The sequence below is a fragment of the Streptomyces puniciscabiei genome (genome assembly GCF_006715785.1).
Classification (GTDB): Bacteria; Actinomycetota; Actinomycetes; order Streptomycetales; family Streptomycetaceae; genus Streptomyces; species Streptomyces puniciscabiei.
In genome coordinates, this window is record NZ_VFNX01000001.1 from 457545 (window position 1) to 479727 (window position 22183).

General features: G+C 70.1%; 20 protein-coding genes and 5 pseudogenes. 12 read left to right on the forward strand and 13 right to left on the reverse strand.

All coding sequences use genetic code 11. The features are described from left to right. Positions 1–22: 22 nt before the first annotated feature. The 5 genes and pseudogenes from FB563_RS02045 to FB563_RS02065 all read right to left on the reverse strand — a co-directional run. A pseudogene (locus FB563_RS02045) lies at positions 23–429 on the reverse strand (SDR family NAD(P)-dependent oxidoreductase); the annotation flags it as partial. A 65-nt stretch (positions 430–494) separates the two neighbouring features. Further along, positions 495–1587: pseudogene (locus tag FB563_RS02050) on the reverse strand (IS110 family RNA-guided transposase). Between the two features lie 446 nt (positions 1588–2033). Next, positions 2034–2456 carry an STAS domain-containing protein gene (locus tag FB563_RS02055; protein WP_055707205.1) on the reverse strand — a complete coding sequence of 141 codons (423 nt, stop codon included), beginning with the start codon at positions 2454–2456 and terminating at the stop codon, positions 2034–2036. 243 nt (positions 2457–2699) lie between these two features. After that, on the reverse strand, positions 2700–3650 hold the full coding sequence (locus tag FB563_RS02060; protein ID WP_055707189.1) for a sensor histidine kinase: 951 nt from the start codon (positions 3648–3650) through the stop codon (positions 2700–2702). Continuing rightward, positions 3647–4429 carry an MEDS domain-containing protein gene (locus FB563_RS02065; RefSeq protein WP_055707190.1) on the reverse strand — a complete coding sequence of 261 codons (783 nt, stop codon included), beginning with the start codon at positions 4427–4429 and terminating at the stop codon, positions 3647–3649. Before FB563_RS02065 ends, FB563_RS02060 begins: the two co-directional genes overlap by 4 nt. A gap of 490 nt (positions 4430–4919) precedes the next feature. On the opposite strand from FB563_RS02065, the gene FB563_RS43795 reads away from it, so the two are divergent. The 3 genes and pseudogenes from FB563_RS43795 to FB563_RS43805 form a co-directional block, all read left to right on the forward strand. Further along, on the forward strand, positions 4920–5150 hold the full coding sequence (locus tag FB563_RS43795) for a TRIC cation channel family protein (RefSeq protein ID WP_234357816.1): 231 nt from the start codon (positions 4920–4922) through the stop codon (positions 5148–5150). Between the two features lie 81 nt (positions 5151–5231). Next, positions 5232–5711: a trimeric intracellular cation channel family protein gene (locus FB563_RS43800; RefSeq protein WP_234357817.1), complete on the forward strand. Its 480-nt coding sequence runs from the start codon at positions 5232–5234 to the stop codon at positions 5709–5711. Next, a pseudogene (locus FB563_RS43805) lies at positions 5689–5934 on the forward strand (acyl-CoA dehydrogenase family protein); the annotation flags it as partial. The gene FB563_RS43800 and the pseudogene FB563_RS43805, both read left to right, overlap by 23 nt. A 409-nt stretch (positions 5935–6343) precedes the next feature. On the opposite strand, the gene FB563_RS02085 reads toward FB563_RS43805, so the two are convergent. Further along, positions 6344–6787 (reverse strand): GtrA family protein, encoded by a 444-nt coding sequence (locus FB563_RS02085; protein WP_055709877.1) that lies wholly within the window; start codon positions 6785–6787, stop codon positions 6344–6346. Between the two features lie 442 nt (positions 6788–7229). Between FB563_RS02085 and FB563_RS02090 the strand changes: the two genes are divergently transcribed. The 4 genes from FB563_RS02090 to FB563_RS02105 all read left to right on the forward strand — a co-directional run bounded on the left by FB563_RS02090 (position 7230) and on the right by FB563_RS02105 (position 10310). Further along, positions 7230–8432, forward strand: a complete 1203-nt coding sequence (locus tag FB563_RS02090) for a molybdopterin-dependent oxidoreductase (protein ID WP_244329041.1) — start codon at positions 7230–7232, stop codon at positions 8430–8432. A 2-nt stretch (positions 8433–8434) separates the two neighbouring features. Then, positions 8435–8938: a hypothetical protein gene (locus tag FB563_RS02095; protein WP_055709875.1), complete on the forward strand. Its 504-nt coding sequence runs from the start codon at positions 8435–8437 to the stop codon at positions 8936–8938. Next, positions 8935–9672 (forward strand): class I SAM-dependent methyltransferase, encoded by a 738-nt coding sequence (locus tag FB563_RS02100; RefSeq protein WP_208766278.1) that lies wholly within the window; start codon positions 8935–8937, stop codon positions 9670–9672. Before FB563_RS02095 ends, FB563_RS02100 begins: the two co-directional genes overlap by 4 nt. Positions 9673–9773: 101 nt before the next feature. Next, positions 9774–10310: a MarR family winged helix-turn-helix transcriptional regulator gene (locus FB563_RS02105; protein ID WP_055710469.1), complete on the forward strand. Its 537-nt coding sequence runs from the start codon at positions 9774–9776 to the stop codon at positions 10308–10310. A 44-nt stretch (positions 10311–10354) separates the two neighbouring features. Here the strand turns inward: FB563_RS02105 and FB563_RS02110 are convergent, their stop codons facing one another. Both FB563_RS02110 and FB563_RS02115 read right to left on the reverse strand, forming a co-directional pair. Then, a complete protein-coding gene (locus tag FB563_RS02110) occupies positions 10355–10750 on the reverse strand; it encodes an SPW repeat protein (RefSeq protein ID WP_055710468.1) in 396 nt (131 codons plus the stop codon). Positions 10751–10897: 147 nt separating this feature from the next. Next, positions 10898–12577, reverse strand: coding sequence for a chloride channel protein (locus FB563_RS02115; RefSeq protein ID WP_199833055.1), 1680 nt, complete (start codon positions 12575–12577; stop codon positions 10898–10900). A gap of 430 nt (positions 12578–13007) precedes the next feature. Between FB563_RS02115 and FB563_RS02120 the strand changes: the two genes are divergently transcribed. The 5 genes from FB563_RS02120 to FB563_RS02140 all read left to right on the forward strand — a co-directional run bounded on the left by FB563_RS02120 (position 13008) and on the right by FB563_RS02140 (position 18103). Continuing rightward, the gene (locus FB563_RS02120; protein WP_055710466.1) at positions 13008–14255 is read left to right on the forward strand and encodes an FAD-dependent monooxygenase; all 1248 of its coding nucleotides are present in this window, start codon (positions 13008–13010) and stop codon (positions 14253–14255) included. A 44-nt stretch (positions 14256–14299) separates the two neighbouring features. Continuing rightward, positions 14300–14428 carry a hypothetical protein gene (locus FB563_RS44875; protein ID WP_267888680.1) on the forward strand — a complete coding sequence of 43 codons (129 nt, stop codon included), beginning with the start codon at positions 14300–14302 and terminating at the stop codon, positions 14426–14428. Between the two features lie 23 nt (positions 14429–14451). Further along, positions 14452–15132: an MFS transporter gene (locus FB563_RS02125; protein WP_167528461.1), complete on the forward strand. Its 681-nt coding sequence runs from the start codon at positions 14452–14454 to the stop codon at positions 15130–15132. A gap of 511 nt (positions 15133–15643) precedes the next feature. Then, positions 15644–15826 carry a hypothetical protein gene (locus FB563_RS02130; RefSeq protein ID WP_055706169.1) on the forward strand — a complete coding sequence of 61 codons (183 nt, stop codon included), beginning with the start codon at positions 15644–15646 and terminating at the stop codon, positions 15824–15826. A gap of 453 nt (positions 15827–16279) precedes the next feature. Further along, complete coding sequence (locus tag FB563_RS02140; RefSeq protein ID WP_055706170.1) at positions 16280–18103, forward strand: glycoside hydrolase family 15 protein; 1824 nt, start codon at positions 16280–16282, stop codon at positions 18101–18103. 254 nt (positions 18104–18357) lie between these two features. Here FB563_RS02140 and FB563_RS43810 read toward each other — a convergent pair. The 5 genes and pseudogenes from FB563_RS43810 to FB563_RS02165 all read right to left on the reverse strand — a co-directional run. Beyond that, positions 18358–18462, reverse strand: a pseudogene (locus tag FB563_RS43810) (IS5/IS1182 family transposase); the annotation flags it as partial. Between the two features lie 26 nt (positions 18463–18488). Then, positions 18489–19916, reverse strand: a pseudogene (locus tag FB563_RS02150) (glycosyltransferase 87 family protein); the annotation flags it as partial. Then, positions 19913–20782 carry a class I SAM-dependent DNA methyltransferase gene (locus FB563_RS02155; RefSeq protein ID WP_055706171.1) on the reverse strand — a complete coding sequence of 290 codons (870 nt, stop codon included), beginning with the start codon at positions 20780–20782 and terminating at the stop codon, positions 19913–19915. The pseudogene FB563_RS02150 and the gene FB563_RS02155, both read right to left, overlap by 4 nt. Next, a complete protein-coding gene (locus tag FB563_RS02160) occupies positions 20779–21420 on the reverse strand; it encodes a TIGR04282 family arsenosugar biosynthesis glycosyltransferase (protein WP_055706172.1) in 642 nt (213 codons plus the stop codon). The genes FB563_RS02155 and FB563_RS02160 overlap by 4 nt, the downstream gene beginning before the upstream one ends. Then, positions 21417–22142 carry a glycosyltransferase family 2 protein gene (locus FB563_RS02165; RefSeq protein ID WP_055706173.1) on the reverse strand — a complete coding sequence of 242 codons (726 nt, stop codon included), beginning with the start codon at positions 22140–22142 and terminating at the stop codon, positions 21417–21419. The genes FB563_RS02160 and FB563_RS02165 overlap by 4 nt, the downstream gene beginning before the upstream one ends. Positions 22143–22183: the final 41 nt, after the last annotated feature.

The following is a 22183-nucleotide window of genomic DNA, read 5'->3' on the forward strand; positions in this document are numbered from 1 at the left end:
TGCGGCCGACCACGAACGCGAATTGAGGAAGGAAGGCCCTGGCGGTGTTCGCCGCCCCGACCAGGTTGACGTCGACGACGCGTCGCCACAGCTCGGCATCGGTGCGGCTGAAAGGCCCGCCTACAGCGCTGCCGGCGTCGGCCACCACGACACCGGCCGCTCCGAGCCGCTCCTCGACCTGCCGCGCGGCACGGTCGAGCGCGGTCTGATCGGTCACGTCCGCCTCGATGCAGACGGTCATGGTGGCCAGCGACGCCGCCACCTGGGACAGCGTCTCCTTCTCACGACCGAGCAGGGCGATCCGCATGCCCTCCGCGGCCAGGCGCCGCACTCGCCCACGCCGCGCGCCGCCCCCGCGACCACAGCGACCCGGCCCCGCAGTGGGCTGCCTCGCAGGGCGGTAGGCGGGCGGCTGCCGACAGTACGCATGCGAACCTCACCTCTCCCGCTGCCGCGGTCGGCCGCCTCCGCGTACCCGAGACTCACAGACGCCCCTATAACGCAGGGGTGCGGGCAACCGGTCTGACCAGGTTGAAGACCTCGCGGGCCGCGTAGCGCTTGAGGCATCGGATGATCTCGCGTCGGGTCTTGCCCTCCTGTGTGCGGCGTTCGTAGTACTCCTGGGTGCGCGGGTCGTGGCGCAGGCGGGTGAAGACGATGCGGTGCAGGGCGGCATTGGCCTGCCGGTCGCCGCCGTAGTTGAGCCGACGCGTGCGCCGCCGACCGGAGGAGTACTCGATGGGGCTGACTCCGCAAAGGGCAGCAAAGGACGCCTCAGTGTTCAGCCGCTCGGGGTTGTCCCGCATGGTGATCAGGAGAGTGACGGCGCTGTCCGGACCGATCCCCACCGGCACGAACAGCTGTGGGGCGTGGCGTTCGACGAGCCGGGTCAGGCGTTGGTTCAGCTCGTCGATCTGCCCGGTGAGCTGCTCAATGCGCTCGGCGAGCATGCGCAGGGTCAGGTGGGTGGCCTGGGCCACCGCGTCCTCGCCGTCGTCTGGCCCGAGGCGTGCGCAGGTGCGGAACAGCTCGCGGTTGCCCAGGCTGGACAGCTGTTCCCGAAGGGCGGGATCGGCGATGACCAGGGCGGCCTTGAGCTGGTTGATCGCCTGGGTACGGGCCTTGACCGCGGAGTCCTTGGCGAGCTTGAACATCCGGGCGCTGTGCACCGGACCGTCGCCGGACTTGGCCCGGACCCGGGCGCGACCGCTGAGCACGGCCTGCGCGGCGGCCTGAGCGTCGGGCGGATCCGACTTCCCCAGCAGGCGGCGGGCCGAGCGGTCGGGGCGGTTCACTTCGTATACCTCGACCTGCTGCGCCAGCAGGTAGCGGGCCAGGCCCGCGCCGAAGGTGCCGGTGCCCTCCACACCGGCACGGCGCACCGTCCCCCGCTTGCGGGCCCACACGAGAAGCTGCCGATAGCCGGCCGCCGTGGCCGGAAAGGACGCGGTGCCCAGGACCTACCTTCCCCAGCGGGGAGATCACGGCGGCGACATGCACCTCGCCGTGCGTGTCCACGCCCAGTACGACCTCTTTCCGCACGGGAGGGTCTGTGCTCGAGGAGGTGCTGAGCTGTCTGATCGTCATGGTGGTTCGCCTCTCGCATGGTGACGTGCTGGCTGGATGGCACCGGCCTGCTCGGGCGGTCTGAACCGTGATGGCGCCTGAACTCGGCAAGGCCCCTATTGGGACAGTACGTGTCGATAGTTGCGCGAGCTATGGCTGATCGCGGGTTCTGCACGCTGCCGGAGTTCTCGACTTCCGACCGTGCGCCGACAGCAGCACGGAACGGGAAACGTCGACGGGCATCTTCAGCCAGGCAGAAGTCGGCGGCGGCGTCGGCACCTCCGGAAAATGTACGAACGACTGAAGTGGTTGCCACGCAACGGTGAACGCGGTCCATTCGCCGTTCTGCTCGGCCGGGACGGCGCCGAAAACCTCACCAGGGCGACGCGGTCGGAAAAGATCCCGGCCACGTCGGTACTGCGGCGGATCTCCGTGTGCAGCCGCCGCACCGATGAGGTCGGCACGCCCTACCCCGGCGTCTTCTCCGTCCGGGTTGCCCATGCGGCAGGCATGTCAGGCGTGGTCCATTCCTCGGGTGTCCCGGGGATGTTGCCTGCGGCAGGAGGCTGGAGGGCGGCGTTCACTGTGGGGAAGACGGGGAACACTTCCTCGAGCCCGAGCATGCGCCACACCTGCTCGTAGTGGGCGCTGAGAGCGGCCACGCGCAGGGTGCCGGCGCGGCGGTTGAGGGTGCGCGACAGCGTGATGAGCATGCTGATGCCGGAGGAGTCCATGTACTGCACCTGGGATGCGTCCAGCACCAGGGTGGTGCAGCCGCGGTTGACCAAGTCCTCGCACTGGGCGCCGACAAGGGGCGCGTTGTCGTAGTCGACCGTCTCCGGGAGCTGTGCGATCGTCGCGTCCTCGTGCTGCATCCGGACAGTGAGCATGAAGAAGGGACTCCGTTCCAGATCGTTCTCGTCGGGCCGGGTCACAGGTGCGCTGCGGGCCTTGCCTCTGTTCCACCGTCTGCCCCATTTGTCTTGGGGCAGACCTATGCATATGCGGGTGCGATGCCCGCCGCGGGTGGCGGTCTGCCGCATGCAACGCCATCCGCCGTCCCGCCCGGGAGGGTGCCTGGCTTCAGGCCACCGTCCGGGCCGGGTGAGATCGGTGCGGTTTATGCCGTGGGTCTACTCCGGGAGCTCGGTGTGGAGCCTGACCCTGGTCCCCTCATCCGGTGCGGAGCGGATCTCCACGAGGTCGCAGAGCTGATGGACCAGCCAGAGGCCGCGACCACCGACCTGCGTGGCGTCCGGCCTTCTCCGTCCGATCAGGGGGTCCTCGATGTAGCCCGCGTCGCGGAACTCGCACACGAGTCGGCGCTCCTCGCTCCAGGTGCGCAGCACACCGTGTCCGCCGCCGTGACGAATGCTGTTGGTGGCCACCTCCGTGGCGGCCAGGTGCAGTTCTCTCAGGCGTCGGCCGGTCAGGCCGTGCCGTTCGGCGCACGCGGTGATCTTCTCGCGCAGGGCGGGCAGGTCACCGCTGCTGTAGGCGAATTCCTCGTACGGGTCGCACGGGTCGGTGAGCGGTGTGAAGCGGTACGGTGCCTGCGGGTCGTAGTCCGCACACGGCATCGTGCGGCCGTCCTGGCGCAGCTCGGGGTGGCACCGGGCCATTTCCGCCAGTGATGCCTTGTCGTGAGCGATGTCGTAGGGGCACAGCAGCCACCAGGCCGGGCCCCGGGCGAAGGCTTTGTTGAGGAGCCATTCGTGATAGCGCAGCTCCTCGGCTTCGGCCGGGCTGCGGACCTTGTCCCAGGGTGATTCGCCGATCCCGCGCACAGGCCGCCCTTGCGAGGCGTACTCCTGGAGCCATTCCTGCCAGGCTCCGATGAGCCGACCGGGATGGTGCGCGACCCCTGCGGTGTCGACGTAGCGGACGGCATCCTCGTCGCGGATCTCGGCGCGCAGCAGGGACGCCTTGTCCTGCGGGACAGCCACGACGACGGCCTCACCACCCGCGAGGGCGTCCTGGATGAAACTGAGGGCGCCCTCGACGAACGCGTCCCTGCCGGAGTACGGATACAGCTCGTGCCGGTATCCGGTGCCCGGAGCGTCGGAGGGAGTAGAGGAGGTCACGGCGCCATCACCACCGGAATCTCGGGGATCGCGAAGCCGGACAGCTGCCAGGTGAGCCGGACGGTGTCGTTGGTCCCCTCCAAAACGACCTTGCGGTCCGGAAGGTGCCTGGCCGCATCAGCCAGGGCGCTCATGCCGGCGGCGTCGAAGAACTCAAGTGCGTGGCAGAGCAGGCGCACCGTGGCCTTCTGGGCGAGGAGGGCGCACAGGATGGAGCCGAAGGCCACCGCGCCCTCGCTGTCGACGATCCCGTTCACCGTCCAGCCTTCCTTCCCCGTGCGGTACACCTGGAACGCCGGTGCCGTCGGACGGCTGCCCAGACTGTGGGGGTGCACGCACCTGATCTGCTCCAGGAGGGAGGGATCCCGGTCCGCACCGCTGTAGGCGCAGACCACCAGGGCTCCGGTGTCGGCGGCGAACTCCTCGAGATCGAGTTCACTGCGCAACAGTTCCTTCGTCCGCTCCGGACGGCAGTCGGGCCCGACGTGGTGCAGCACCCGGAGCGAGCGGAACCCCTCGCGGTCGGCGTTGGCCGCCTCCCGGCGCACCGCGGCCAGCAGAGAGCCGTCCAGCCGAGCCGGGTCGAGCACGAGCTGCGCGAACTCACTCCCCGCTTCGAGAGGCGGCCCGACGATCACCACCTTGTCCCCGTACAGGGCCCCGTCCGCGACGAAGGACCGGCTGCGATCGATGACGTGGTCGCTCCGGTCCAACACCTGGCAGACGTGATCACCGGTGTCGACCTCGTCCAGAGTGGCCAGAGTGCGCGGCGCTCTCACTGCTCCTCCATCCTCACGCGTCTCACTCTACTGACAGGGTGCCGACACGTGCCCGGCCTCGGAGGTGGCCTCTCGGAGCGGCACTACCTGCCCTCCTGCATGTGCACGACAGGTGAAGCGTTCCCGTTCTGCCGGGATACCCCACGGCGGTAGAGCAGGGCGGTGACAACCAGGCCGGCGACGAAGACGGCCGCCGACCACCAGTAGGCCGTGGAGCAGCCCGCGAGGCCGGCCTGGGCCAGGACCCCGGGGTCCTTGGGATCGCGCCCGGAGAGGTAGCCGGTGACGGCGTCGGATGCCGTTGGCGCTCCCCTGCTCGGGGTGACCCCATACCTGCTCAGTGGTTCTCGCCACCCGTATGGCACCTCATCTGCGAACGGACGTCACCGTCGCAGTCCGGCCGGCCGGGGAAGCTGCCTCGCATGCCATGCCCCGCGGGCACGTGGCATCTCCGGCTGTTTCGATGGTGGAAGGGTGAAGGGAGACGCCGGTGTCTGTGGCCCGGGCGTTGTCGCCAGAGAGTCTGACCGAGCTGACCCGGGCGCTGGACCTGAGCGGAGTGGTCGCCAACGGCACGCTCGGTGGGGTGCTGGCCCGGGCCAGTCGTCTGGACCTGTTCGGCTTCCTGGTCATCGGCATCGTCTTGGGCCTGGGCGGCGGAATCCTCCGCGACACCCTGTTGCAGCACGGCACCCCCGTGGCCCTGACCGACTACACCTAACTCACGGTCGCCATCGCCGGCACCCTGCTGGCCTTCCTGGCCGACCTGAGCCGCCACACCTCCGGTTGGGCCTTCACCCTCCTGGATGCCTCGGCGCTCAGTGTATGGGCGGTCGCCGGCGCGCAGAAGACACTCGCTGTCGGCCTGGGCTGGCTGCCGGCCGTGCTGCTGGGCACCATCACAGCGGTCGGCGGCGGGGGCCATCCGGGACCTGCAACCGATCCATTCCGGGTGCCCTCAAAAACGCCGTCGACTGGGCCATCCGCCCCTGGGGAAGCAACTCATTCGCGCAAGTCGTCGGCCTCGCCAGCACCGGCAGCAAGGACGTCGTCAAGGACGCCTTCGTCCCTGACCAGCGCACCCTGGATGCCCGTGAGGTCAGCGAAGGCATCCTCGCCGAGCGCAACCGGCCCGGGAACCCGCTGTACGCGATGCCGTTCGGCGTCCTGTTCTCCAGCGCGATCAGCGCCGCCGCCCTCGGCATCGCCGAGGGCGCGCACTTGCCGCATTCCTGACCTACACCCGTCAGCGCATCACCATCGCCGACAGCCGCGCCGCTGAGGACCCGCACCAGCCCACCGGTCTGGGCGAGGCCGCAGCCGACCTGGACGCCAGCCGTAGCCACCTGTTGTCCACCATGGACCGGATGTACGAGGACGTCCTCGCAGGCCGGACCAACGGCATCTAGGCCCGGGCCGCGGCCCGCCGCAACCAGGTCCGCGCATCCCGCCGCGCAACCGACGCCGTCGACGAACTCTTCCGCCGCGCCGGCGGCGGCTCCCTCCGCCTCGACCAGTCCCTGCAGCGCCACTGGCGCGACGTCCACGCCACGATGAACCACCTACGTAACGTCGCCGACAGCATCTACGAAGGCTGGTCCCGCGACCAGTTCGGACTGCCGGCCGGCATACGCGTCCTGGTCTGACCCTCCCCTGAACACTCCTGCCGCGACCTACCGCACCGGTGGCGGCAGGAGTCCTGACACGACGCCGGCCGCACCCCTGGCCAGGGTCGACCGCAGCCCGGACTAGTGCCGTTGCCACCACTGCACGAGCTGTCGGAAGCGAGCGGCGAGTGGCCGGCGCCTGTCCTCGGATTGTCCTTGGCCGGACTGGCCGGTGCCGGCGTGTGCCGCTTCGATCTGTCTCGGCGTCCATCGTTCGAGGCGTGTCGGTCGCATAGGCGCGAGGGGGTCATTGGGGACGGCGTCTGAAGACGACCATCCGCAGGACCGTGAAGCGCACCACGGTCACCAGGGCGAAGCTCGGCGCAAGTACCAGGGTCTCCGCTGCCGGTGAGGCGGTGGGCCGGTAGTGACGGAAGAGCAGGACAGCGCCTGAGGTGACCAGGTACGCCAGGACGAACAGGCCGCCTGCGGTCAGATGCGCCTGGAGGACGCGGACCCGGGACTCGCGAAAGGTCAGTCGGCGGTTGGCCTCCGTGTTGAGGACGGTGACGACAAGCAGGGAGGTGAAATTGGCCAGGATGGGCTGCGACCACTGGCGCAGAACCCAGTACAGCATGGCCTGGGCCACAGTGGAGGCGACGCCGATCACGACGAACCAGAACACTTCCCGGGTCAGCGAGGTGCGGCTGAGCCAGGTGGTGGCGCTGCGCCGTGCGCTGAGGCGTCGCACCCCACCATCATGAGGCCGCCGTGCGGCCCGTCGAGTCGTGCGCAGCGCCGGTTGAACCGTTCGCCTGACGACGGACACGCGCATGCACGACAGGCGCGGAGAGCCGACCCGATCTGTGCCGGTTTGTAGCTGACGATGTGACAGGAACTGACGGAGCTGCGGGGTTCGATCCCCAGGTTGAGAGACGGCCCGAGGACAGGGGAGGCAGTCGTTGGACAGTGGCGGACGGCCACCGGCTGCGGGCTCCGGCGGGCCGCAGCGGCGGGGATCGGACGAGGGTCACGCGCAGGGGCGCCTCGATCGCGTTCGCGCTGCCGCGGCGGCGCGGGCCACCAAGGGGGCCGCTCATACCAGGGCCCTCGTGCGCCGGGTCGAGCGGACTCCTCCGCCCCCGGGTCCGTTCCGCCCTGGATTCTGGCGCAGTCCGATCCGCGGGCCTTGGCTGACATCGGTGTTCGGACTGGTCCTCCTGATCGGCATTCCGCTGCTGTTCGTCACCGGACTGCTCTCCTACGCCGCCTACAACCCCGGGCTGAGCCCCTTCAACGACGAGACCCCCGACAAGGGTGTCCTGGGCTTCTACCTCTTCAGCTGGCCCACGCACCCGTACTGGCTGTACCGGCTGCTTCAGGGCGTGCACGTGACGCTGGGCGTGGTGCTGGTGCCGGTGCTGCTGGCCAAGTTGTGGTCGGTGATCCCAAAGCTGTTCGAATGGCTTCCGGTACGCTCCATCGCCCACGGCCTGGAGAGACTGTCCCTGCTGATGCTGGTCGGCGGCGTCATCTTCGAATTCGTCACCGGCATCTTCAACATCCAGCTCTACTACGTCTTCCCGGGCTCGTTCTACCGCCTGCACTTCTACGGCGCCTGGGTGTTCATCGCCGCCTTCGTCGTCCACGTGTGCCTGAGACTCGGCCGGATGACACGGGCACTGCGCTCACGCAACCTGGGCACCGAACTGCGCACCGACCTCGCCCACACCGTGCCCGAACCACCCGATCCCGACGGCCTGGTGGCAACCGCGCCCGCACCGCCCACGATGACCCGCCGCGGCGCGGTGGGCATGGTGGGAGCGGGATCGCTGCTCCTCCTCGTCGTGACCGCCGGACAGAGCATCGGCGGCCGGCTGCGCGGCACAGCGCTGCTCGCGCCGCACAACCGCAACCCCGGCAGCGGGCCGCACAGCTTCCAGATCAACAAGACGGCGGCGAAAGTGGGCATCACCCCCGCGCTCGTCGGCCCCACCTGGCGGCTGGAGGTCCACGGACACGGAGCGCCACGGGTCTTCACCCGCGAGCAGCTCCTGGCGATGCCCCAGCACGCCGCCGCACTGCCGATCGCCTGTGTGGAGGGATGGTCCACCGAGGACCAGCACTGGAGCGGCCTGCGGCTGGCCGACCTCGCCGCTCTGGCCGGACTGCCCGACGCCGCAAGCGTCCTGGTCCAGTCCATTCAACCCCCCGGCCCCTTCACCCGGGTGGTGCTGCGCGGCAACCAGATCCACGACCCGCGAGCGCTGCTCGCCCTCCGCGTCAACGGCGCGGACCTCTCACTCGACCACGGCTACCCGGCCCGCATCATCGTCCCGGCCAACCCCGGCGTGAACAACACCAAGTGGGTCCACCGGCTCACCTTCAGGGCGTGACGATGACACGATTCGCACGCTGGTACGGCTCCGGGCCCCTGCATCTGCTCGTCCTGATCGCCTCGTTCGCCCTGACCGGCTACGCCATGGTGCGCCTGTTCGCCGTCCAGCCCTGGGAGGTGGCGATCTGGTTCGTCGGTGCGGCGATCCTCCACGACCTCATCCTGCTGCCCCTGTACTCGCTGGCCGACCTGTCGGCCTTCTCAGTGCTGCGGCACCGAGCCGTCGACAGGCCGACGGTGCCGTGGATCAACTACCTGCGCGTCCCCGTCTTCCTGTCAGGTCTGCTCCTGCTGGTCTGGTTCCCCCTCGTCCTCCGTCTGGCGGGCCCCTACCCCGGCGACACCGGGCTGTCCGACGGCGTCTACCTCGGCCGATGGCTGGCGATCACCGGCGCACTCTTCGCCGCCTCCGCCGTGGCCTTCGCGATGAGACTGCGCCGCCTGAGGCGGGCCGGCCGCGGCGACAAGAACCGACCCGCCGCAGGGCACGGCGCAGCACCGTGACAACGGACGAGGGCGAACTGTACGACGCCGACGAGGACCCCTACGCGCTCGCCCTGCGCCCCGGCCGAGAACCGGTGTACCTACGGCTGGCCGACGGGCGCCGGATCCGGATGCCGGTACACCGCTGGCACGAGCAGCCCACGGCAGCCGACAAGACCGTACTGGAACGCTGCATCGGCCCCGTCCTCGACGTCGGGTGCGGCCCGGGCCGCATGTGCAGAGCACTCCTGAGCCGGGGGGTCTTCGCCCTCGGGGTCGACATCGCGCCTCGCGCGGTCGCACTGACCACCACCATAGGCGGGCTCGCACTGTGCCGATCGGTCTTCGACCGACTGCCCGCAGAGAGAGGCTGGCAGACGGTGCTGCTCATCGACGGCAACATCGGCATCGGTGGCGATCCTCGTGGCCTGCTGCGCCGCTTCGACGGCCTCGTCGCCCCCACCGGGCGCCTCGTCGTCGAGGTCGACCCCGACGACGTCGAGGAACAGTGCACCGCCCGGTTCGAGGACCTCCACGGCCGGACCGGTCCGTTCTTTCCCTGGGCACGGCTCGGGCGACGAGCCCTCCGCAGGATCGCCGCCAACCTTGCTCTCAGCGTCACCGATCAGTGGACGAGCGGGCACCGCTGCTTTGCCACTCTCACTCACCAGGGAACATCCTGTGACCGCCCCGACACGGGCCCCGCAGTGACGGACGCCGGCCGGACCGAGTCGGACGGCCGGGCCGCTCGATGATGACGCCGCGATGCTGCTGCACTGCTACCACAGTCATGCGGAAGGAAAGTCTGTTCGCATCGAGTGAGAAGGCAGTGGCATCGGCAAGGTAGAAAGGACACATGCCGGAGCGCGAGCCCCCTGTGGGAAGCATGGACGACGTTGATGCGGTCACCCGGGCGGTCCTGACCGCGTCCCGGCTGCTGGTAGCGGTCTCCGCCCGTTCCCTCGCCGAGGTCGAGGAGCGTGTGACCCTCCCGCAGTTCCGGATGCTGGTCGTTCTGGCCACCCGAGGGGAGACCAAGCTGGTCGCGCTCGCCGAGCTGCTCCAGGTTGCGCCCTCCACCGCCATGCGCATGGTCGACCGGCTCATCGCCGCCGGACTCGCCGACCGCAAGGCCAATCCCTCCAACCGCCGCGAGACTCTGCTGTGGCTGACCGAGGAAGGCCGGCGCACCGTCGAGGAAGTCACCGCCCGGCGTCGCGCCGAGATCGCCGACATCGTCGAAAGGCTCCGCCCGACCGAGCGCCTCGCGCTCGTCGAGGCCCTCAACGCCTTCAACGAAGCGGGAGGCGAGCCCTTGGCCCCGGCGGCGGACGACCCCGAGCCGCACCCGCTCGGCTGGATCGTGGACGGAGCGATGGCGCACGACGCCTGACACGGCACGGCAGCCGGTCACGGTATGACCGGGGTCCGTGGCGTCTACCCCGATGAGTCGGGAGCCCGATTCGCGGCGATCACACCAAGCAGGCACACGGCGCCGCCCGTACACGTGTTGCTCCACACGATCCCGGCCGACACGCCATGGGATGCCGTCACGACCGCCGGGGAGAGGATCAGCCAGAAGCCGAGCGGCACCAGGGTCCATGCGAATCGGTGCATCCGCTGGGGCGCGAGGGGGGTTCCGAGAGCGAGCAGGGCGACGCCGAGCCCCATGATCAGGTTGTTCGCCGTGAGATACGGGTTCGTCCTGTAGAAGTGAATCACCCAGGGCGAGACCGCCGTATAGATGCCGGCCAGCAGCATGAGCCCCTCGACGACGATTGCCGGGCTGCTTGTGGTCGCCACCTCGCGGCCAGCCCGGCGTGGATACGACATGGCAGCCACCCCGTCTCACATGGCGACGTTTCCAGTATGCAAAGAAAGTCCGTATTGGTCTGTCCGCAGCTGTCGTATCCGCTCCTTCCAGCCGGATCAGACCAGCCGGCCATTGACCGCCAGGCCGTGAAGAGCCCCGGTGGGTGCTCAGGCGGGCGCGTGCACCGCGCGCAACGCGCTCTGGTGGCTGAGCCAGCCCACCGGCTTGCCCTGCTCGGCGTCGAGCACGGGTATCCCGGTTCCGGCGGCCGACAGCAGGGTGTGCAGTGCCTGTGCGAGGGGCTGGTCGACGGTGACCGGTGCGGGCGGCGCGGCGAGCTGTCCGACCAGTGCCGGGGTGCCTCCCGGCTGTTCCGCGAGAGCCTCGGCCACCGCCTGCGCCGTGACGATGCCGGCGTACTGGCCGGTGTCGTCCACGACCGGGAGGGCACCGTGGCCCGAGAGGCTGAGCAGGTCGGCAGCGTCGGCCAGGGACATGGTCGCGGGCAGGGCGGAGGGGAGCGGTTCCATGACGGTGCCGACGTGCTGGCCGCCGATCGCCGCCCCGGGGGCGGGGCCTTCGAGGTCGATGCCGCGGCGGCGCAGCTTGAGGGTGTAGATGGTGTCGCGGGAGAGCAGGCGGCTGGTGGCGGTGGCCAGCACGATGGCCAGCATCAGGGGCAGGATGATCGAGTACTCGCCGGTCAGCTCGAACAGGATGACCACGGCGGTGATCGGCGCCCGGGCCGCGCCGGCGAATGTCGCGCCCATGCCGATCAGGGCGTACGCGCCCACCGCGCCGGCCGTGCCGGGTATCAGGTCATGGACGCCGACGCCGTACGCCGAGCCGAGCATCGCGCCGATGAACAGGCTGGGCGCGAAGACACCGCCCGAGCCGCCGATGCCGATGGTCAGGCTGGTCGCCAGCATCTTGCCGACCAGGAGCAGGAGTAGGAAGCCGACCGCGTAGCCGCCCTTGGTCGCCTCCTCCAGGACCGGGTAGCCGACGCCGTACATCTCCGGCAAGGTCAACAGCATCAGGCCGAGCGCCAGTCCGCCGACCGCCGGACGCAGCCACTCCGGGCCGCGCCACAGCCAGTCGCAGGCGTCCTCGACCAGGTACAGGAAGCGCGCGAAGCCCATCCCGACCACAGCGGCAACCACGCCGAGCAGGGCGAACAGCCCGTACTGGGCAAGGTGGTCGACGTGGAACGCGGGCAGGTTCAGGAAGGCGACATCGCCGAAGGACGCGCGTCCGATGATGCTCGCGGTGACGCTGGCCAGCACGGTCGCGCCGAAGGCTTCCGCACTGAAGGTACCGAGGATCAGTTCCATGGCGAAGAAGACACCGGCCAGGGGAGCGTTGAAGGTGGCCGCGATGCCGCCCGCCGCGCCGCAGGCGACCAGGAGCTTCGTGCGGCCCTCCGTCGCCCTCGTCACACGACCGAGGGTGGAGCCGAGCGCCGAGCCGATCTGCACGATCGGGCCCTCGCGGCCCACCGAGCCGCCGGAACCGATGGTCAGCGCGGAGGCGAGTGTCTTGACGACGGCGACCTTCGGGCTGATCCGGCCGCCGCGCTGGGCCACGGCCAGCATCACCTCCGGCACACCGTGCCCACGGGCCTCCTTGGCGAACCGGTTCACGAGCGGGCCGTAGAGCAGGCCGCCAATCACCGGGGTGAGCAGCACGAAGTACGGGCCCAGCCACGGCACGTGCGGATTGCTCGCGCCGGGGGACGCGGAGTAGTCGGAGTGACCGGACAGCAGACCGGTGAAGGTCTTGATGCACCAGCGGAAGACGACCGAACCTGCGCCGGCTCCGGCGCCGACCGCCACGGCAAGCGCCATCACACCCCAAGGGGCGTTCCGCGGGCTCGCGATCGTCGGCGCCGGTGTAAGGCTCTTTGCCGTCGTGTCGGCTCCTTGCTCTCTGTCCGCTGCTGCCCGTATGCCGCTCATCGATTCACCTTCCTTACTTTTGCATTATGCAAAAGATGTCAAGGGTGCGCATCACCTGCCCGCCCCTTGGGACCGAACGGCCCTCGAGACCCGCTCCCGTCCGCGCCGACAGCGCTTTCGCCGGCATTCCCTCGGTTCGGTCGGCCAATGCCGGGTGCGGCATGCCGCCTGCCTGGTCCTCGCATCCGTGGCGACGGCAGGCGACTTTCATCCGGTCGTCAGTCCGCTCCGGTGCGCGCTCGCTGTCCGCGGGCATTCTTGACGCCCGAGCTTTGCATGGTGCAAAACTTAGGTGACGGAGAGAGGTGGTGCACACCGGATGAGGGTCGTCATCTGTGGGGCCGGGATCGCGGGACTCGCGCTGGCCGGCCGGCTGCACAACGTGCTCGGCTGGGATGTCGTCGTCCTGGAGAAGGAGCCGCGGCCACGCACCGACGGTTACATGATCGACTTCTTCGGGACCGGATACGACGCGGCCGAGGCCATGGGCATGCTGCCCTCCCTGGAGGAACTGAGCTATCAGGTTTCCGAGGCGGCCCTCGTGGACGAGAACGGCGAGTGCCGGGTCGGGCTCCGCTACGACCGCTTCGCCCGCTTCCTGAACGGGCGCCTGCTGAGCATCATGCGGCCCGACCTCGAACTCGCCCTGCGGGAGCGGCTGTCCCTCGCGGTGCGTCTGCGCTTCGGCGTGGGGCCCGCCCACGTCGATGTCCGGCCGGACGGAGTGCGCGTCACCCTCACCGACGGCGACAGCATCGACGCCGACCTGCTCGTCGGCGCCGACGGCATCCACTCCACCGTGCGCGCACTGGTCTTCGGCGAGGAGGCGCGGTACGTCCACCATCTCGGCTACCACACCGCCGCGTTCACGTTCAACGACCCCGAGACGCACGCGGAAGTCGGCGACCGGTTCTGCCTCACCGACACTGTCGGCCGGCAGATGGGGCTGTACGCGCTGCGCGACGGCACGGTCGCCGTGTTCGCCGTGCACCGCGCCACGGACGCCCCTCGCCCCAGGGACGCGCAGGCGGCGTTGCGCCACGAGTACGGCACGCTCGGCTGGCTCGTACCTCGCGTCCTGGCGAACTGCCCGCCGTCTTCCCGGATTTACTACGCCCATGTCGCACAGACGACCCTCCCGGCCTGGAGCCGCGGCCGGGTCGTCCTGGTCGGAGATGCCTGCCAGGCAGTCTCCCTCCTCGCCGCACAAGGCGCCTCCCTGGCGATCGGCGCCGCATACGTCCTGGCCGACCAACTCGCCCGCACCTCCCACATCGAGGACGCACTGCACGGCTACGAACGGCTCTGGCGGCCCGTCATCACGCACAAGCAGCGCGCCGCCCGGCGAGTCGCCCGCTGGTTCGTACCCGAATCACCACGACACCTGCGGATCCGCCGCGCCGCCCTGCGGCTCTCCAACCTGTCCGGCGCGCAACGCCTCGCCGGCATCTCACTCACGGGGAGGCAGGGGCCGCCCCTGCGTCGACTCGCCTCGATTCCGTCGTGGGTGACCGAGAACCGTGGCTCCGGCGCCGTCCGGGAGGGAGCAAGACCCCGCAGACCGTGAACACGTTCGGGGTGTCGCCGGCCACGCGCCCCGGAAAGGTCCCGATGTCCACCAGCCCGAGCACCATGACCGCCCGCCTACGCAGAGCCGTCGAAGCCGCCCACTGGCGGTCACTGGCCGGACTGCTGCATCCGGACGTGGCCGCGTTCGTCTTGTCGGTCGGCGCTGAGTAATTCCGTGCAGGCCCCTGCTCACCGTGGCCTCGCTGGAATTCCTCAACGGCGTGCTCGCCGCCTTCACCACCCCGGCGCTGCGCGGCGTGGTGCCTCAGCTGGTCGGCCGGGACCAGCTGAGGCAGGCGTACGCCACGGTGGGCTCGGTCCGCAACGCGACGAAGATCCTCGGGCCGAACCTCGCAGGCGTCATCGTCGTCACCACGGGCAGCGGCATAGCCCTCGCCTTCGACGCCCTGACCTATCTCCTCGCGGCGGTATGCCCGGCCCGCCTCCCCCTCACCGGCACACCGCCCAAGCCGCGCTCGGTCACTCTGTGGTCCGACATCCGCGACGGCTGGAGCGAGTTCCGGCGCATTCGATGGGTGTGGATCGGCACCGCGTCCTTCTGCGTGATCAACCTCGTCCAGACCGGAACCTGGCAGATCCTGGGCCCCACCCTCACCAAACAGCTCAGCGGCGAGACGACATGGGGATTCATGCTCAGCGCCCGCGGTATCGGACTGCTGGCGGCCAGCGCGCTGCTCTACCGCCTTACGATCACCCACCTGTTGCGCCTCGGGCAGCTGGCCAGCGCGCTCACCGCGCTGCCTCTGCTCGCCCTCGGCACCCGGATGGACACCCCCTGGCTGATCATCAGCCGCCCTGATCTCCGGTCTCGGCATGTCCATCACCGGCATCGCCTGGGAGACGTCCCTCCATGAACACGTCCCCCAACACGTGCTCTCCCGCGTCGCGTCCTACAACGACCTGCTCTCCTGCCTCACCATCCCCATGGGCCAAGTCAGCGTCGCACCCCTCACCCACGCCGTGGGTGGCTACCACCTCGCCGCCATCACAGCCGTGACCCCGCTGGCCTCCACCACCGTGCGCCGACTACGCGCGCACGGACATACACAGACCAACACGACGTCCCAGCCTGCTCGGGATCTTCGAATCGGAAAGCGGAGTGCGGGCCTCCGTAGGCCCGGCCCTGGCAACCACCTCACGCGCGGCACACACATGGCTTCGAGAGCGCGACGAGCGTGTTCAGGATCTCCGCGTGAACGACGAGCTGAACACCCTCGTCACCGGTCTGTACGTGAAGATCGACGGCCAGATGAGCCCCAGGGCACCCGCCGCAATTTAAGGAAGGGTGACCGATAGGGGTGAACCGCACGAGGGCGCGTTCCTGCCGGAGCTATGTGATCTGTGCGGGGAGGAGATCTCAGAGCTGTGGCAGGCAAGATCGGCCGTGCGATCGAGACTCACCGTGGAAGGATCAGCCCGGAGGAGCTGGCCGAGGAGACCAGGCTCACCCAGGCGCAGATCGAGCTTGGGATGTGGTGGCAGGAGCTGGACGCCCAGCGCTGGCACCAGCGGTTCGGGAAGTATGACGGCCCGGAGTCCGCTGGGTGATCACCAAGAGACTTCACCAGCCGCGACACCACCTTCATGACCTGGAATGTGCTGCCTTCGGTCCGGGTACTGAAGGATCTTGGTGGCATCCCCGGCTAGGGGAACCAGCGCACCGCCCGGGACGCCGGTCGCCGGCGCGACCACGAGAACCCCGAACACGGATAGGAGCTCAGCGGCAGGGGCAGCCGCTCGCAGCGCGGCGGCGGGGAGACCCGACGTACACCGACCGGACGCCGAGCGCGGCACCAGCTCGTGCCACTCGGTCGGAGCAACCGTCGGCAACCGGCACGTGCGATCCACCGGTCGTGCTGATTGGCTGGAGGGGAATCCGCTGTTCAGGGAGGCTGGGATCCATGTCACCCGTCAGGCACCTGGAGAGACCTGCGGCGCGGGCGACTGCTCACGTCGTCCCGGCCGGGCGGCGCTCGGCCCGAGGTGGACGGGCTGCGACGCATGAGTGCGCGACCGATCGGTGACCACGCCCTGCTGTCCGACTGCCGCACGGCCGCGCTGGTGACCTCCGACGGCTCGGTGGACTGGCTGTGCGTGCCCCGGTTCGACAGCCCGGCGATCTTCGCCCGGCTCCTCGACGAGGACGCCGGCCACTGGTCCATCCGCCCTGTCACCGGCCCGGTCGACATCAGCCGCCGTTACGTGGAGGACACCCTCGTTCTGGAGACGGTCTTCCGCACGACCGGGGGCACGGCGGTCCTGCGGGATGCCCTTGCCCTGGGACGGCGCGAACGCGGGCACGCGCTCGGCACCGCTTCCCCCGGAATGCTGCTGCGGCAGATCACCTGCACCGAAGGGCGGGTGGACATCGAGATCGCCTACGCGCCGCGCCCGGAGTTCGGACTCGTCCACCCACTCCTCTCAGCCGTGCCGGGTGGGCTCGCGGCGTACGGGGGCGCCCATTTTCTGCTGCTGTCGAGCCCCGTCGACCTGCGGCTGAGCGGCTCCACGGCCCACGGCCGAATCCCGCTCAGGGCGGGGCACCGCCTCGGATTCGCCCTGCACGTCGGGACGGCGTGGGAGAGGGAGTCGGCGGCCTGGCGGACGGGACGGATCCGGCGTCGCATGTCCGACACCGTCGAAGGCTGGCGCTCGTGGTCGACGCTCCACCGCGGCTACGTCGGCCCCTGGCAGGACGAAGTGAGCCACAGCGGACGCGTGCTGCGAGCCCTGACCTTCGCACCCACCGGGGCCATCGTCGCCGCGGCCACCACCTCTCTGCCCGAGAAGACGGGCGGAAGGCGCAACTGGGACAACCGCTACACATGGGTTCGCGACGCCAGCTTTACCATTCAGGCACTTGCCACGGCCGCCTGCGAGAAGGAGAAGAACCGGTTCTTCGGCTTCCTCGCCCGGGCCGCGGCAAGCCAACTCGACCGCGGCGCCGACCTGCAGATCATGTACGGCATCGGCGGAGAACGTGATCTGAGCGAGCGGCCCCTGCCTCACCTGACCGGCTGGCGCAACAGCAAGCCCGTTCGGATCGGCAACGACGCCTGGCGCCAACGCCAACTCGACGTCTACGGCGAACTCCTCGACGCCGCAGCCCAGACCCTTCCACCCGATGAGCCTCTCGACCCAGCCACCCGCACCTTCCTGCTCCAGGCAGCCGAGACAGCCGCCCAGCGGTGGACCCAACCGGATCAAGGAATCTGGGAAAGACGCGGACCCAGCAGACACTTCCTCCACTCGAAACTGATGTGCTGGGTCGCCCTGGACCGCGCCATCAGCATGGCCCCTGCCCTCCAGGCCGACGAACGCCTGCCCCACTGGCAGCACGAGCGCGACCAGATCCGCCAAGCCATCGAACAACGCGGCTGGAACCCCTACCTGGGCGCCTTCACCCAGGCATTCGACACTGACGACCTCGACGCCTCCGCACTGATGCTCCCCATCGTCGGCTTCCTGCCACCACACGACCCCCGCATCCAGTCCACCGTGCAGGCCGTCGCCACCCAACTGACCGACCACAACGGCCTGGTCCGCCGCTACCTCACCGACGAACTACAGGAAGCGGAAGGCACCTTCCTGCTGTGCACCTTCTGGCTTGCCCAAGCCCTCGCCCTCACCGGCCACACCACCCGTGCACGACACGCCTTCCAAACCGCCCTCGCACACGCCAACGACCTCGGCCTGCTGGCCGAGGAGACCGACTCCACCACAGCAGAGGCCCTCGGCAACTTCCCCCAAGCGTTCAGCCACATCGGACTCATCAACGCCGCTCGCGCCATCCGCGATGCCGAGCGACAAGACACCCACGCCTAGGTCCTGTCGTCAAACTCCCGTCGTCGCCCGGAGGGCGGCCCTGCGGCGTCAGGTGCGTGCTCTCGGCGTGCCGGGTGCTGACCCTCGTACTGGATGTACTTGGGTCTGCGCCCGGTGCGGCGAGAGTGCGTGCATGGCGTCGCGGGGCAGACGGGAGTTTGACGACAGGGCCTAGGAGCTGTTGTCGACAGGGCGGCCCGTGGCCAGTGATCGCTCGAAGTCGCGTCAGCCACATGCTGAGGTGGCCAGGTGGCTTTGCCGGCCCGGCAGAGGATGCCCGCGTGGGTCAAGGCGCCGATGATGCCGTGGGTTCGGGCGGCCTTGATGTCGTGAACTGCGCCGGGCCGGGCAGCTGAGGCCCGGCGCAACTCAGCGGGGGCTGCGTCGGCTTCATGCCTCTCAGGCAGGCACCCAGTGCGACAGTGAGAGCGGCAGCGCCATAGGCCCATGCCTGCAGGGGGAAGCCGGGCCACAGTCGCCCTGCGAGGTAGAGGACTGTGCCGGCCACGGTGACGGCGAGCCACTCCCAGCGGCCGTCCAGAGCTGCGAGGGCGATGACGAGCATGGAGTACCAGGGGTAGTTGGGCGAGAACAGCAGCAGGGCCGTGCCGGTCAGCAGTAGGGCACCGCTCCAGGGGCGTGTCGGGTCGCCGCGCCACCATACGAACAGGGCCGTCAGGGCGAGCAGGACAACAGCGGCGATTCCGGCGGCCGAGTCCGGCAGGATCAGCCGTAGCAAGGCGAAGCGGCGTACGTCGCCGGGTTCGTAGCCCTCTTCGTTCAGGTAGCCGGGGAGATAGCCGAGGACGCTGGTGCCGGAGGCCAGGACGTAGGGCAGGTAGGCGATCGCGACCGCGCCGACGGCACCCGCCGTCACGCTCCCGATGCGTCGTGCGCTGCGCTGTCCGGACAGGGCGCCGGGCAGCGCCAGTACGGGCAGCAGTTTGACCGCGATGGCCGCGCCGAGCAGGGCGCCGCGACGCGCCCCGGCGGTGGCGGTGCCGAGTGCCAGCACGGTGAGCAGGACGCCGAGGGCGTCGACGTGGGCGTTGTTGACGGCTTCGAAGGGGACGGCTGGGCACCAACCCCACAGTGCGGCGCGGGCAGGGGCCCGTTGCGGGTCGCCGCGTCGCCGCAGGACGGCGAGCAGGGTGACGGTGGTGCCGAATGCCAGTGCTGCTCCCCCCACTTGGAGCGGTTTGTGACGAGTACCCGGTGGCGAAAGGGCGTGAACGGCGAGGAACCAGCCCTCCGCGACGGGCGGGTAGATCGTCGGCACGGTGGGCCGGTTGATGCGGACGCACGCGCCGCTGTCGGTGCGCCTCAGTCCCCAGCCGTCGCAGGCTCCGCTGGTGGGAAAGAGCCACTCGTCCCGCAGACGAGCGAGTTGGGGGGCGGCCGGCGGGTGGGCGTAGGGGGAGATACCGGCCGCCTGCACGCGGCCGTCCCAGGCGTAGCGGTACATGTCGTCGCTGGTGCGGGGCGGTGCCGCCAGGCCGGACAGTGCGACGGCGGCGGAGCCCGCGAGCACCAGGAAGGTCGCGGCGCGAGCGGGGAGTTTACGCACGGTCCAGACCCCGGCGGCGAACAGTGCCCAGGAGATGGCGTATCCCACGAGCAGGCGGCCCGGGTCGCTCTGGTTGTCGCCGGCGTGGAGGGTGCCGATGACAACGGCGCTGAGTGCGACGAGCACCGCCACGACCAGGGTGGTACGCGTACGACCGGCGTGGCGGATCACCGGCTCTGTGGGGTGGTCGGGCAACGGCTCGGCGGGCCGGGGCACCGACCGACGCGTGGGGGCGCTGCCTGTCATGAGTGGTGGGGCCTTTCGGTCATCGAGGGCTGCGTGTCGGGGTGACTCGCGCGTCGGCGGCGTAGTTCCACGAACGGGCGTCCCACGGCCGTCCACCTACCGGTCAGGATCCAGCCGGCGGAGTCTGCGGCGTTCAGGAGCGCGGTGGTGCCGAGCCTGGCCCAGGGGAAGGCCCTGCCGTGGTGACCGTGGGCGTCCTCGACGCGCACGGTGAGGCGCTGGTCCACGTCCTGCGGGGCGGCTTCGGCCAGCAGGAGCCCGCCGGGGGCGATGAGTTCGCGCATGCGGCGGAGCAGGGCGACGGGATCGCCGCCGATGCCGATGTTGCCGTCCATCAGCAGCACGGTGCCCCAGCGACCTTCGCCCGGGAGGCGGTCGAAGGCCGAGCGCTGGATGGCGGCGCCACCACTGCGCCGGGTGCGCTTCACGGCGTCCCGGCTGAGGTCCACGCCCAGCGCCGGTACGCCGCGGGCGGCCAGTGCGGCCACCATGCGTCCCGGCCCGCATCCCACGTCCAGGACGGAGCCCGTACATCGGCGCAGCACGCTCGTGTCCGCCGCGTCGGGAGGTGCACACCAGCGCTCCACGTCCAGCGGCAGCACGTGCTCCTCGCCGAAGCCGTCGGGGTGATCAGGGTGTGACAGACGGCGCAGGAACAGCGGGCCGCGTCCGGTGCGCAGGGCGTGGGCATAGGGATCGTCGATCCACGGGGTGCCCGGTTCCACGGGCACGGCGGGGCGGACGGGGAGCGTCGGCATGCGCTTCCTGGCCCTGACCACCGTCGGGTTCTCCGCCCGGGGCTCCGCCACGGCCGGTTCCGGCCGCTCGGCCACGGCGGAGTCGATGCCGACCGCCGTCCCGCTCATCGGACCACCTCTGCCATTGAGTTGAGGACGGCGGCGAAGCGGGAGCCGCGTGCACAGAAGGCGGCAACCGCGGCAGCGTCGGCTGCGGTGTCCACGTCACGCAGTACCGGCAGGTCGTTCACGGCCAGTCCTGCCTCGGCCAGGCGGATGCGCTGGATCGCGCCCGTACAGTCCGTGGACATGGGCACCCCACAGACCAGGGCACCGGCCCGGGCAGGATCGGCGAGGCCGAGCGCCCAGAACCCGCCGTCCGCGGCCGGACCGAACCAGGCGTCGTGGCCGTCGTGGCCGGCGTCGGCGATCATGTCGGCGGTCAGTTGCGGGGTGTCCATGCCGACCAGCAGCGTCGGGCCGTCACAGTGGGCGAAAGCAGCGACGATCCGCTGGTCCAGGCCGCCGGGGCTCTGGGGTACGACTTCGTAGCCGGGCGGCAGCCAGGGACCAGGGGTGCCGTCGAGAGCGAGCACGCGACGGCGTGCGGGGGCCTGCAGCAGGGTGTGGAGCGTGTCGGTGAGGGCGGCCTCGGCCAGGGTGGCTGCTTCCTGAGGTGTGTACGGCGGGGTGAGCCGGGTCTTGACGCGGCCGGGCACGGGTTCCTTGGCGATCACCAGCAGGGTCACCGGGGGCAGGGCGTTCATCGTCCGACTCCCCGCACGCCGGTGACGGCGGTCGTGGTGGCGGGTGTCTCGGCGAGCACGGCGCGCATGTCGTGTACCGCCTGCCAGGTGCCTCGCCAGGTGCCGGTGACCTTGGAGCGGCCGGTGCGCGGGTGGTAGGGCACCTCCGTCTCGCGCACCCGCCAGCCGGCGTCGGCGCCGCGCACCACCATCTGCAGCGGGTAGCCGGAGCGCCGATCGGTCAGGTCGAGGGCCAGCAGGGCTTCGCGGCGGACGGCGCGCATCGGGCCGAGGTCGTGCAGGCGCACCCCGGTGCGCCTGCGGATGAGCCGGGCCAGCTCCAGGTTGGCCAGGCGCGCGTGCACGGGCCACGCCTTGGGGGACGTGGGGCGCCGCCGGCCCAGCACCAGATCGGCGGTGCCGCCCAGCACGGGTGCGGCGATGTCCGGCAGTAGGGCGGGGTCGAGGGAGGCGTCGCAGTCGCAGAAGCAGACGACGTCGGCGGTGGCGGCCATCAGGCCGGCGTGGCAGGCGGCGCCGAATCCGCGTACCGGCTCGGTCACCACGTGGGCGCCGAATGCGCGGGCGATGTCCGCCGAGCCGTCGGTGGAGCCGTTGTCGACCACGATGGCGCGCCATCCGGGCGGGATCCGGTCGAGCACCCACGGCAGGGCCTGGGCCTCGTCCAGACAGGGCAGCACCACATCGACCCGGGCAGGAGAAGAGGGGGAAGTCGAGATCACCCCACTCACCCTACGAACGCAAAAGGGACGTAAGGGACTTG

Excerpts from the sequence above, each read along its gene's own strand:
- FB563_RS02155 (WP_055706171.1), bottom strand. The coding sequence starts at position 20,782 with ATGAGCGGGACGGCGGTCGGCATCGACTCCGCCGTGGCCGAGCGGCCG.
- FB563_RS02055 (WP_055707205.1), bottom strand. The coding sequence starts at position 2,456 with ATGCTCACTGTCCGGATGCAGCACGAGGACGCGACGATCGCACAGCTC.
- FB563_RS02160 (WP_055706172.1), bottom strand. The coding sequence starts at position 21,420 with ATGAACGCCCTGCCCCCGGTGACCCTGCTGGTGATCGCCAAGGAACCC.
- FB563_RS02095 (WP_055709875.1), top strand. The coding sequence starts at position 8,435 with ATGACACGATTCGCACGCTGGTACGGCTCCGGGCCCCTGCATCTGCTC.
- FB563_RS02110 (WP_055710468.1), bottom strand. The coding sequence starts at position 10,750 with ATGTCGTATCCACGCCGGGCTGGCCGCGAGGTGGCGACCACAAGCAGC.
- FB563_RS02120 (WP_055710466.1), top strand. The coding sequence starts at position 13,008 with ATGAGGGTCGTCATCTGTGGGGCCGGGATCGCGGGACTCGCGCTGGCC.
- FB563_RS44875 (WP_267888680.1), top strand. The coding sequence starts at position 14,300 with ATGTCCACCAGCCCGAGCACCATGACCGCCCGCCTACGCAGAGCCGTC.
- FB563_RS02105 (WP_055710469.1), top strand. The coding sequence starts at position 9,774 with ATGCCGGAGCGCGAGCCCCCTGTGGGAAGCATGGACGACGTTGATGCG.
- FB563_RS02140 (WP_055706170.1), top strand. The coding sequence starts at position 16,280 with ATGAGTGCGCGACCGATCGGTGACCACGCCCTGCTGTCCGACTGCCGC.
- FB563_RS02115 (WP_199833055.1), bottom strand. The coding sequence starts at position 12,577 with ATGGCGCTTGCCGTGGCGGTCGGCGCCGGAGCCGGCGCAGGTTCGGTC.